We start from the raw sequence: 11,263 nt of genomic DNA on the forward strand, positions 1-11,263 counted from the left end.
AGTTCAAAAAAGCGGGGGTCGGACACGTTAGGCTCCCAGTATTACGCGCGGAAGATCGCACAACCGGATTGCCGTCCCGTTTGGGCATTAACTAAATTGCCCGTTTAATCGGGTTAACCTTTTGGCGTTCGCAGTCGCGTGAAGCCAGGGCGCGCGCCCGATCAGGCGCGCATGACGCGGCGGCGGTGGAAAAAAGTCTTTTTTTGCGCGCAATTCCGGTCTATCTGCGGTGAAAATGCGCCTCGTCGGGCGCTGTCGCCGCGCGGACGCGCTCGGCCTCCGCTTTGGGATTCGATGACCCAATTCACATCTTTTTTTTCCCGTCGCGGCGGCGAGGCGGAGGGCTCCCCTTCCGTCGGCGCGGATTCCGCGGGCGCTCCGCCCTTCGGCGCCTATGAGCGCATGCTGGCTTTGCGCTATCTGCGTTCGCGCCACAGCCGCTGGCTGCCCTCGGCCATCGCCGGCCTGTCGATCACCGGCATCGCCGTCGGCGTGATGGCGCTGATCGTCGTCATGTCGGTCATGAACGGCATGCGCGACGAGATGATTTCCAAGCTCATCGGCGTCAACGGCCATATTTTCGTGCAGCCGATCGACACGCCGCTGACCGATTACCGCGCCCTCACGGACCAGCTCCAAAAGGTGCCGGGCGTCACGCTGGCTTTTCCGATGGTGGAGAACGCCGCCGGCATTTCCTCGCCGCAACAGCAGACCGGCGCTTTGGTGCGCGGCGTCGCCGAGAGCGATCTCAAGCGCCTGCCGGGCATAAACGGCAATGTCAAACAGGGGACGCTGGAGCATTTCGACGACGATGTCGGCGTCGTGCTCGGGCAGAGGATGGCCGAAGTGCTCGGTGTGCAGGTCGGCGACAAGGTGTCGATCCTGACCGCGCGCGGGGCGCAGACGCCGTTCGGGGTCACGCCGCGCCTCAAGGCCTATCCGGTCAAGGCCATTTTCCAGTCCGGCCTGTTCGATTTCGACCAGCTCATCGTCTTCCTTCCGCTGGCCGAGGCGCAGGCCTTCTTCGACCGGCCCAATGACGTCAACATCATCGAGGGCTTCGTCGCCCATCCCGACAAGGTCGACGACGTGCGCGCCGAAATCGTGCAGCAGATCGCGCGGCCGATCATGCTGACAGACTGGCGCCAGCGCTATCGCAGCTTCTTCGACGTGCTGAAGGTCGAAAGCGACGCGATCTTCCTCATCCTGGCGATCATTGTCGCGGTCGCCTCGCTGCTGATCGTGCAGGGGCTGATCCTGCTGGTGAAGGACAAGGGCCGCGACATCGCCATTCTGCGCACCATGGGCGCGACGCGCGGCTCGATCCTGCGCATCTTCATCCTGACCGGCCTCGCCATCGGCGCCGTCGGCGCGCTGCTCGGCACGGCCCTTGGCGTGCCGCTGGCGCTGCGGCTGGAAGACATAAGGTCTTTCGTCAACCGCGTGTTCGATCTCAACCTGTTCCCGGCCGACATTTATCATCTGTCGCAATTGCCTTCGTCGCTCGATCCGCACGAGGTGATCGGCGTGGCCGTCATGACGCTGTGCCTGTCCTTCCTCGCCACGCTCTATCCGGCATGGCGGGCGGCGCGGCTCGATCCGGTGGAGGCGCTGCGCCATGAATGAGACGATGCGCCCGACCCTGAAGCTGACCGGCGTGGCGCGGCGCTATCGCGAAGGCGACGGCTTCCTCGAAATTCTGCGCGGGGCCGACGCCACGCTTTGGCCGCATCAGGCGGCGGCGCTGGTCGCGCCTTCGGGCGCCGGCAAATCGACCCTGCTTCATATCGCCGGGCTGCTGGAGCGGCCGGACGGCGGCGAGGTGGAGATCGATGGCCTTGCGACCTCCGGCCTCGTCGATTCCCAACGCACGGCTTTGCGCCGGACCCATATCGGCTTCGTCTACCAGTTCCATCACCTGTTGCCGGAATTCACGGCCGCCGAAAATGTGATGACCCCGCAGATGATTGCGGGCCTGCCCCGCGCCGAGGCGCGCCGCCGCGCGCTCGACCTGCTCGATTATCTTGGCCTCGCCGCGCGGGCGAACCACCGGCCCGCCGAATTGTCGGGCGGCGAGCAGCAGCGCGTGGCGATCGCGCGCGCCGTCGCCAACGCCCCGGCTTTGCTGCTGGCCGACGAACCGACCGGCAATCTCGACCCCGGGACGGCGGATCATGTCTTTTCGGCCTTGATGGCGCTGGTGCGCGCCACCGGCTTGTCGGCCCTGATCGCCACCCATAATCTGGATCTGGCGGCGCGAATGGATCGCCGATTGACCCTGCGCGACGGACAATTGGTGGAAATGCCGTGACCTGCAACCTGAAGGGGCGCCGCGATGCGGCGCCGTGGCGCTTGACAGGCCAAGAAAACGCCTTATTTCAGCGGTCTTGGCGCAAAGTTTGATGAGGCGGGGAAAAACTTATCCACAGTTGGAGAGCCGTTTTTCCACAATCGCAAAAAGATCAAATCATTGTTTTCAAATGCAGTGATTCCGCAGCCGAAAATTTCGGCATTTTTTTCGCCGTCTTGTACAAAACGAGAATATAAGCAGAACCTCCGCGAGATCGAGTTTTCCACTGCGATGCAGCAGTTCAGGCCATAATGGCGCCGGAAAGCGGACATGAAGGCCGGGACCGGCTATGCTGCCATAGGCGGAACGACAGGAGGCGAGAATGACGGACGAGATGATCGACAAGGTCGGATTCGTTCATCTTCATGTCCATACCGCTTTTTCCCTGCGCGAGGGCGCGATCACCGCCAGCAAGCTGCTCAAGCTGGCCCTTGCCGACGCCATGCCGGCGGTCGCCGTCACCGACGTCAATAATCTGTTCGGCGCGCTCGAAATTTCCGAGAAATTCGCGAAGGATGGCGTGCAGCCGATCACCGGCTGCCAGCTCACGGTGGAATTCGACGATGCGGACGCTTTGCGCGAGCGCGGCGAGAGTCTGCCGCCCGACGCCAGCCGGGGCAATATCGTGCTTCTGGTGCAGAACGAGCAGGGCTATGCCAATCTCATGCGGCTGGTCTCGCAGGCCTGGCTGGAGACCGACCCCGGCGATTCGCCCCATATCGGCCTCGCCCAGCTCGCGGCGGCGAGCGACGGCCTGATCGCGCTGAGCGGCGGCCCGACAGGCCCGCTCGACCGCGCCTTTGCTTTCGACAAGCCGGAGGTCGCCTCGACGCGGCTGGCGGCGCTCGCGCCGCTGTTTCCGACGCGATTCTATATCGAATTGCAGCGTCACGGCCTCGAAAGCGAGCAGGAGGTCGAGCCGGCGCTATTAGACATGGCCTATCGCGAAGAACTGCCGCTGGTGGCGACCAACGAGCCCTATTTCGCGAGCGCCGCCGATTTCGAGGCCCACGACGCGCTGATGTGCATCGCCGACGGCGCCATTGTCGGGCAGGACAATCGCCGCCGCCTGACGCCCGACCATCGCTTCAAGACGCGCGACGAGATGGTTGCTTTGTTCGCCGATCTGCCCGAGGCGACCCGCAACAGCGTCGAGATCGCGCTGCGCTGTTTCTACCGCCCGCGCACGCGCAAGCCGATCCTGCCGAATTTCACGCAAGACACGGATGAGGCGGCGGAATTGCGCGCCCAGGCCGAATCGGGCCTCGCGGCGCGGCTCGCCGCCCATGGCCCGGCGCCCGGCCACAACGAAGAGGACTATCACAAGCGGCTCGAATTCGAATTGTCGATCATCGAGCGCATGAAATTTCCCGGCTATTTCCTGATCGTCGCGGATTTCATCAAATGGGCCAAGGTGCAGGACATTCCGGTCGGGCCGGGGCGCGGCTCGGGCGCGGGCTCGCTGGTCGCCTATGCTCTGACCATCACCGATCTCGACCCGATGCGGTTCTCGCTGCTGTTCGAGCGCTTCCTGAACCCCGAGCGCGTCTCGATGCCGGATTTCGACATCGACTTCTGCCAGACGCGGCGGCAGGAGGTGATCGACTACGTCCAGCAGCGCTATGGCGCGGATCGCGTCGCCCAGATCATCACCTTCGGCTCGTTCCTGGCGCGCGGCGTGTTGCGCAATGTCGGCCGGGTGCTGGAAATGCCGCTCGGCCTGGTCGACAAGCTCGCCAAAATGGTGCCGCAGAACCCAGCCGCGCCCGTTTCGCTGAAACAGGCCATCGACACGGAGCCGCGCCTGCAGGAGGCCGCCCAGCAGGATTCTCGCGTGCGGCAATTGCTGGAAATCGCGCAGAAATTGGAGGGGCTTTATTCCAACGCCTCGACCCACGCCGCCGGCATCGTGATCGGCGACCGGCCGCTCGATCAATTGACCCCGCTCTATCGCGATCCGAAATCCGACATGCCGGCGACCCAGTTCAATATGAAATGGGTCGAGCAGGCTGGGCTGGTGAAATTCGACTTCCTCGGCCTCAAGACGCTCACCACGCTCTCGACCTGCGTCGCCTTGCTGAAACAGCGCGGGATCGAGGTCGACCTCTCCAAGATTCCGCTTGACGACGCGAAAACCTTCGAGCTGCTCGGGCGCGGCGAGACGGTGGGTGTGTTCCAGCTGGAAAGCGCGGGCATGCGCAAGGCTTTGGCCGAAATGCGCGCCGACCGTTTCGAGGACATTATCGCGCTGGTCGCGCTTTATCGCCCCGGCCCGATGGCCAATATCCCGACCTATTGCGCGGTAAAACACGAAGAGGAGGAGGCCGATTACCTCCATCCCAAGATCGAAACCGTGCTCAAGGAGACCTTCGGCGTCATCATCTATCAGGAACAGGTGATGCAGATCGCCCAGATTCTCTCGGGCTATTCGCTCGGCGAGGCGGATATGCTGCGCCGCGCCATGGGCAAGAAGATCAAGGCGGAAATGGACCTGCAACGCGCCCGTTTCGTCGACGGGGCGGTGGAACGCGGCGTCGACAAGGCCAAGGCCGACGAAATTTTCGACCTGCTGGCGAAATTCGCCGATTACGGCTTCAACAAGAGCCATGCGGCGGCCTATGCGCTGGTCGCCTACCAGACCGCCTGGTGCAAGGCCAATTATCCGGTGGAGTTCCTGGCCGCCTCGATGACGCTCGACAAGAGCAATACCGACAAGCTGGCGGAATTCCGAAACGAGGCCACCCGGCTCGGAATCCGGGTCGAGCCGCCCTCGGTCAATCTGTCCGGCGTGGATTTCGAGGTCCATCGCGACGCGGAAGACGCTCTGACCATCCGCTATGCCCTTTCAGCCGTCAAAGGCGTGGGCGAGGGGCAGGCCGCCGCTTTGGTCGCTTCGCGCGGCGCGAAAAAATTCCGCGACCTCCCCGATCTCGCCAATCGGCTCAATCCGCGCGAGGTCAACAAGAAGGTGCTGGAGGCGCTCGCCGCCGCGGGCGCCTTCGACGAACTGGAGCGCGACCGCGCCAAGGCCTTTGCGGCGGTCGAGCCTATTCTCGGCCTCGCCAATCGCGCGCAGGAAGAGCATCAGATCGGTCAGGCGGCTTTGTTCGGCGCCGGCGAGCCGGAGGCCCTGCGCCTTACCCATTATGAAAATTGGTCGGCCGAGGAGCGGCTGCGGCGCGAATTCGAGGCGGTCGGCTTCTTCATCTCGGGCCATCCGCTCGACGCTTATCAGAAGGTGATCGCCCGGCTGAAGGCGACGAGTTGGGCGCCGTTCGCGCGCAGCGTGAAGCAGGGGGCGGTCTCGAACCGCCTTGCCGCCACCGTGCTCGACCGCGCCGAGCGGCGCACCAAATCCGGCAACAAGATGGGGATCGTGACCTTGTCCGATCCGACCGGCCAATATGAGGCGATCCTGTTCCAGGAGGGCCTCAACCAGTACCGCGACATGCTGGAAACGGGCGCTTGCGTGCTGGTCTCGCTGCAGGCCAATGTCGAGGGCGAGGACGTCCGCGCCCGCATCGTCATGGTCGAAAGGCTGGACGAGGCGGCGGCGCGCATCCAGAAGGGCCTGCGCATCACGTTGCGCGATCAGGCGGCGCTGCCGCGGCTGTCCGACAAGTTGAAGGGCAAGCCGGAAGGTGAGGTCACCCTGATCCTGCGGCTGGAAGAAGAGCGCGAGGTTGAGATCAAACTGAAGGGCCGCTATCCGATCAATCCGCAGGCCTCGGGCGCGATCAAGGCGATCCCCGGCGTGGCTGAGGTGGAGCTGGTTTAAATCTCGGTCCAGCTGGCTGATGCCTAAGGCGCGCCGAGCGCCGCCACGAAGAAATCCTTGAGCCGGTCGCGATAGGCTGGCGTATCGACCCACGTGGCCTTGGCGTGGTCCATGCCGTCCAGCAGCAGCAAATCCTTCGGGCCCGCCGCGGCGGCGAGCATTTCCCGGCTTTCCTCCGGCGGCGTGTAAGGATCCGCGCCGCCGCCGACGATCAGAACCGGCGCGGTCACCTTGCGGAGGGCCTCGATCGGCCGCAGGCGTTCCGGCGGAACGCCGAAGCGCGGCTGGGACTGGTATTTCAGTAGAGGCGTCAGCAAGGTCGGCAATGGCTCGGGCGCGTGGGCGGCGATGCGGTTGCGGATGGCGTTGTCGATGTCGGGATAGACCGATACGAGCACGAAGCCCTGGGCGGGCAGGGGACCGTCGTCGCCGATCAGCGCGGCGGCGCCGCCGAGGGAAATGCCGATAACGCCAACCGGCGCCTGCTGCTGCCGCGCCTTGAGCCAGTCGAAGGCGGCGCGGGCGTCACGCGATTCGGTAAGCCCGAAACTATGAGCGGCGTCGCCCGACTCGCCGTGGCCGCGCAGGTCGACGGTCAGCACCGCAAAGCCTTGCTTCGCCAGCCGGGCGGCCTGCGCCGCATAGCCCTGCCGCGAGGCGAAAATGCCATGCATCAGCACGACGCCCGGCGCGTTAGGAGTTTTTCCGGGCCAATAGGTCGCGCCAAGGATCTCGCCGTCGGCGGCTCTCAATGTGAGGTTTTGCGCCGGCTCCACGGCGGCAATCGGATGATCGCGACCACGGGACCAGACCATTGCCGAGCCGGCGAACCAGGACAGGGAAAGCGTCAGAGCCAGGACGAAAACAATGACAAGAATGGTTCGTTTCATCGAATGTCTGCCGGGAAATTGAGTTTCAAAACGCGGTCCGTATAAGCACGTCACGCGAATTGGAGAATTGGGCGATAATCAGCGATAATCAGGTCGCGCTGTTTGCTTCCGCCTTGCGGGCCGGCTTGTCAAATCGTTCCCATTGATATAAAGCGGCGGCTTCATTCCACACGCGAATGTTCGCGCTTCCTGTCTCAAGGCGGCGCTCCGGTGGTCGGATGTCCGGCCCATTCATTCGCGGAGGCCTAACCGGAGTATATGATTTATGGCGCTTCCCGATTTCACCATGCGCGGCCTGCTTGAGGCCGGCGCTCATTTCGGCCACCAGTCGCATCGCTGGAACCCGAAAATGGCCCCCTATATTTTCGGGGTCCGCAACAACATCCACGTCATCGATCTTGCCCAGACCGTGCCGCTGCTGCACCAGGCCCTCAAGGCCGTGTCGGACACCGTCGCCAAGGGCGGCCGCGTGCTTTTCGTCGGCACCAAGCGCCAGGCGCAGGAGCAGATCGCCGACGCCGCCAAGCGTTCCGCGCAATATTACATCAATGCCCGCTGGCTCGGCGGCATGCTGACCAATTGGAAGACCATTTCGGCCTCGATCGCCCGCCTGCGCAAGATCGACGACCAGCTCACGTCCGGCGCCTCCGGCCTGACCAAGAAGGAGCGCCTGATGATGTCGCGCGAGCGCGACAAGCTAGAGCGCGCTCTCGGCGGCATCAAGGACATGGGCGGCGTCCCGGACCTGATCTTCGTCATCGACACCAACAAGGAGCAGCTCGCGATCAAGGAGGCGGCCCGCCTTCACATTCCGGTCGCCGCGATCCTCGACACCAATTGCGATCCGGACGGCATCACCTTCCCGATTCCGGGCAATGACGACGCCGGCCGCGCCATCGCGCTCTATTGCGACCTGATCGCCCGCGCGGCGCTGGACGGCATTTCCCGCAGCCAGGGCTCGCTCGGCATGGATGTCGGCGCGTCCGAGGAGCCCACGGTCGGCGAATTGCCCGCCGACGGCGAAGTGGCCGACGCCGTCGATCAGTTCGAGCTGCTGTCCGCCCCGCGCGGCGCCCCGGACGATCTGTCGAAGCTCGCCGGCGTCGGTCCGCAGGTCGAGAAGAAGCTGAACGAAGCCGGCCTGTTCCATTACTGGCAGTTCGCCGCCATGTCCGGCGACGACGCGTCCAAGGTCGATGCGGACCTCAAGCTGAACGGCAAGGTCGGCGGCTGGGTCGAGCAGGCTCGCAGCCTGATCGCCGGCTGATCCCAGCCGTTTCGTCCCGAAATTTCGCGGCGCGCCGGCTGAACCCTGGCGCGCCGTCTGTTTGAACGGGATTGCCGGCGCCGCTCTGGCTACGCCAACCGCTTGTTTGGTCAGTACGCTGCTCTGGCATACGCCAACTGGTTGTGAGGTAAGTACGCTGCTCTGGCATACGCCAACCGCTGGGTTTGCGCCTGTCTTCGAAGTTTCACACTTTCCCGCTTTTCATTCGGCCAAGGCGCGGGAGCGCCGGCCCAAACCCTGAAGGAACCCTTCCATGGCCAATATCACCGCCGCTTTGGTGAAGGACCTGCGCGAAAAGACCGGCGCGGGCATGATGGACTGCAAGAACGCGCTCAACGAGACCGACGGCGACATCGAGGCGGCGATCGACTGGCTGCGCAAGAAGGGTCTGTCCAAGGCGGCCAAGAAATCCGACCGCGTCGCGGCGGAAGGCCTGGTCGGCGTGGCGGTGCATGGCGTCAACGGCGTGGTGGTCGAGGTCAATTCCGAAACCGATTTCGTCGCCCGCAACGAGGAATTCCAGGCTTTGGTCAAGACCATCGCGCTGGTCGCGGTCGAAAAGGGCGAGTCGGACGTCAACGTCCTCAAGAACCAGCATTATCCGGGCGGCGCCGGCACGGTCGCCGACGCGATCTCCAACGCCATCGCCACCATCGGCGAGAACATGACGCTGCGCCGCGTCGCCTCGCTGACCGTCTCGGACGGCGTGATCGGCCAGTATATCCACAACGCGGTCAGCGAGGGCGTCGGCAAGATCGGCGTGATCGTCGCGCTGGAATCGACCGGCGATAAGTCGCAGCTCGCCGATCTCGGCCGCAAGATCGCCATGCATGTCGCCGCCGCCAGCCCGCTGGCGCTCGACGCCTCGGGCATCGATCCGGCGGTGCTGGAGCGCGAGAAGAACGTGTTGCGCGAGAAGAACGCCGGCAAGCCGGATCATGTTCTCGACAAGATCGTCGAATCCGGCCTGAAGACCTATTACAAGGAAGTCACGCTGGTCGAGCAGCCCTTCATCCACGACAATTCCAAGACGGTGGCCCAGGCGGTCGCCGAAGCCGCCAAGGCGATTGGCGCGCCGGTCGCGCTGAAGGGCTTCGTCCGCTATGCGCTCGGCGAGGGCATCGAGAAGCAAGAAGCGGATTTCGCGGCGGAAGTCGCGGCCGCCGCCTCCGGCCAAGCTTGATCAAAAAGCCTGAGCGAAAAGTCCGATCGAAAGCTCGGTCGGACCAGTCTTTACGGGAAGGGCGGCTTCGGCCGCCCTTTTCATTTGCCCGGCGCGGCGTTGCGGCTGGCGCGATTTGACCCTAGAAGCATGTCGCGACAGATCGAATCGCGGCCGCGCAGGGGAGCTCCCGATGAACGCTTCGCATCACAAGCCGAAATGGAAACGCGTGGTCGTGAAATTGTCGGGCGAAGCCCTGCAGGGCGGCCAGACCCATGGCCTCGACGCCAAGACGCTGGATCGGATCGCCGAAGATCTCGACGCGGCTGCGGCGCTCGGCGTCGAAATAGCGGTTGTTGTCGGCGGCGGCAATTTTTTTCGGGGCATTCAGGGCGCCGACAAGGGCATCGAACGCGCCCGCGCCGATTCCATCGGCATGCTGGCCACGGTGATGAACGCTCTCGCGCTCGAATATGCGTTGGAAAAGCGGGGCCGGGCGGCGCGCGCCTTGTCCGCCGTGCCGATGCCGGCGCTTTGCGAGCCTTATTCACGGCAAACGGCGCTGCACCATCTCGGCAAGCGGCGCGTTGTCATTCTCGCCGGCGGCACCGGCAATCCCTTCTTCACCACCGACACCGGCGCGGCTCTCCGCGGCGCGGAACTGTCCTGCGACGCGATCATGAAGGCCACCCAGGTCGACGGCGTCTATTCGGCCGATCCCAAAAAGGATCCGAACGCGACGCGCTACGAACGCCTGACCCATGACGAGGCGATTGCGAAAAATCTCGCCGTTATGGATACGGCGGCCTTTGCTCTTGCGAGAGAGAACCGTATTCCGATAATCGTGTTTTCCCTCGCGGCCCCGCGCGCCATTTCCTCGGCGCTGTCCGGACAGGGCAGGGCGACCCTCGTCGCGCCATAGGCGACGAGCGAAAAGAACATAAGGCGCGCCGGCGCCGAGCAGGACAGGTGATTCCATGAGCGCTCAATTCGATCTGGCGGAAATCAAGCGTCGCATGCAGGGCGCAATCCAGTCGCTCAAGCACGAGCTGGGCGGCCTGCGCACCGGCCGCGCCTCCGCCGCCTTGCTGGAGCCGGTCGTCGTCGAGGCCTATGGCCAGGCCATGCCGCTCAACCAGGTCGCGACCGTTTCCGTGCCGGAGTCGCGCGCGCTGGCGGTTCAGGTCTGGGACAAGGGCATGGTCGGCGCTGTCGACAAGGCGATCCGCGACGCCAATCTCGGCCTTTCGCCGACCGTCGAGGGGCAGATCCTGCGCATCCGCATTCCGGAGCTGAACGAGCAGCGCCGCAAGGAGCTGGCCAAGATCGCGCATAAATATGCCGAGGAATCCCGCGTCGCCGTGCGCCATGTCCGCCGCGACGGCATGGACATCCTGAAAAAGCTGGTCAAGGACAAGGCGATCAGCGAGGACGATGAGAAGCGTCACGAGACCGAGGTCCAGAAGGCCACCGATTCCGCCATCGGCGAGGTCGACGGCTTGCTGGCGACCAAGGAAAAAGAAATCATGCAGGTCTGAGCGGTCCGGCGTTGTTCGGGCGTCGTTTCGGACGGCGCTTTGTGTTAGAGCATTGGCATGGGAAGCGGTCGGCGGGCGCGACGTCGGCCGGGTATTGGCGGGACGGCGCGCCGCACAGGCAGCGGACGGAGCTTGATGAACGATAAGCAGACGATCGGCGGCGACGCTGACGCGGCCGAGGCGAAAGGGCTGCACGTTGGAATCATCATGGATGGCAACGGCCGCTGGGCCGCGGCGCGGGGCCTGCCGCGCTTCGA

The 11,263-nt window shown here is 64.4% G+C and carries 8 protein-coding genes; 7 read left to right on the top strand and 1 reads right to left on the bottom strand.

The genetic code is table 11. From position 1 onward, the window contains the following. Window positions 1-294 precede the first annotated feature (294 nt). The 3 genes from ACE3S9_RS07755 to dnaE all read left to right on the top strand — a co-directional run bounded on the left by ACE3S9_RS07755 (window position 295) and on the right by dnaE (window position 6,128). Window positions 295-1,626: a lipoprotein-releasing ABC transporter permease subunit gene (locus ACE3S9_RS07755; protein WP_374545871.1), complete on the top strand. Its 1,332-nt coding sequence runs from the start codon at window positions 295-297 to the stop codon at window positions 1,624-1,626. After that, window positions 1,619-2,311, top strand: a complete 693-nt coding sequence (locus ACE3S9_RS07760) for an ABC transporter ATP-binding protein (protein WP_374545872.1) — start codon at window positions 1,619-1,621, stop codon at window positions 2,309-2,311. The genes ACE3S9_RS07755 and ACE3S9_RS07760 overlap by 8 nt, the downstream gene beginning before the upstream one ends. A gap of 361 nt (window positions 2,312-2,672) precedes the next feature. After that, window positions 2,673-6,128 (top strand): DNA polymerase III subunit alpha, encoded by a 3,456-nt coding sequence (gene dnaE / locus ACE3S9_RS07765; RefSeq protein WP_374545873.1) that lies wholly within the window; start codon window positions 2,673-2,675, stop codon window positions 6,126-6,128. A 23-nt stretch (window positions 6,129-6,151) separates the two neighbouring features. Here the strand turns inward: dnaE and ACE3S9_RS07770 are convergent, their stop codons facing one another. After that, on the bottom strand, window positions 6,152-7,018 hold the full coding sequence (locus ACE3S9_RS07770; RefSeq protein WP_374545874.1) for an alpha/beta hydrolase: 867 nt from the start codon (window positions 7,016-7,018) through the stop codon (window positions 6,152-6,154). Between the two features lie 265 nt (window positions 7,019-7,283). Between ACE3S9_RS07770 and ACE3S9_RS07775 the strand changes: the two genes are divergently transcribed. The 4 genes from ACE3S9_RS07775 (at window position 7,284) to frr (ending at window position 11,006) form a co-directional block, all read left to right on the top strand. Then, a complete protein-coding gene (locus tag ACE3S9_RS07775; RefSeq protein ID WP_374545875.1) occupies window positions 7,284-8,285 on the top strand; it encodes a 30S ribosomal protein S2 in 1,002 nt (333 codons plus the stop codon). Between the two features lie 274 nt (window positions 8,286-8,559). Beyond that, complete coding sequence (gene tsf / locus ACE3S9_RS07780) at window positions 8,560-9,489, top strand: translation elongation factor Ts (RefSeq protein ID WP_374545876.1); 930 nt, start codon at window positions 8,560-8,562, stop codon at window positions 9,487-9,489. Window positions 9,490-9,661: 172 nt separating this feature from the next. Beyond that, window positions 9,662-10,390: a UMP kinase gene (gene pyrH, locus ACE3S9_RS07785; protein ID WP_374545877.1), complete on the top strand. Its 729-nt coding sequence runs from the start codon at window positions 9,662-9,664 to the stop codon at window positions 10,388-10,390. Window positions 10,391-10,445: 55 nt separating this feature from the next. Next, window positions 10,446-11,006: a ribosome recycling factor gene (gene frr / locus ACE3S9_RS07790; RefSeq protein ID WP_374545878.1), complete on the top strand. Its 561-nt coding sequence runs from the start codon at window positions 10,446-10,448 to the stop codon at window positions 11,004-11,006. The last annotated feature ends 257 nt before the right edge of the window (window positions 11,007-11,263 follow it).

Source organism: Rhodoblastus sp., assembly GCF_041915505.1.
GTDB lineage: Bacteria > Pseudomonadota > Alphaproteobacteria > Rhizobiales > Beijerinckiaceae > Rhodoblastus.

Coding starts and splice junctions, on each gene's coding strand:
- ACE3S9_RS07755 (WP_374545871.1), top strand. CDS start 295: ATGACCCAATTCACATCTTTTTTTTCCCGTCGCGGCGGCGAGGCGGAG.
- ACE3S9_RS07760 (WP_374545872.1), top strand. CDS start 1,619: ATGAATGAGACGATGCGCCCGACCCTGAAGCTGACCGGCGTGGCGCGG.
- dnaE (WP_374545873.1), top strand. CDS start 2,673: ATGACGGACGAGATGATCGACAAGGTCGGATTCGTTCATCTTCATGTC.
- ACE3S9_RS07770 (WP_374545874.1), bottom strand. CDS start 7,018: ATGAAACGAACCATTCTTGTCATTGTTTTCGTCCTGGCTCTGACGCTT.
- ACE3S9_RS07775 (WP_374545875.1), top strand. CDS start 7,284: ATGGCGCTTCCCGATTTCACCATGCGCGGCCTGCTTGAGGCCGGCGCT.
- tsf (WP_374545876.1), top strand. CDS start 8,560: ATGGCCAATATCACCGCCGCTTTGGTGAAGGACCTGCGCGAAAAGACC.
- pyrH (WP_374545877.1), top strand. CDS start 9,662: ATGAACGCTTCGCATCACAAGCCGAAATGGAAACGCGTGGTCGTGAAA.
- frr (WP_374545878.1), top strand. CDS start 10,446: ATGAGCGCTCAATTCGATCTGGCGGAAATCAAGCGTCGCATGCAGGGC.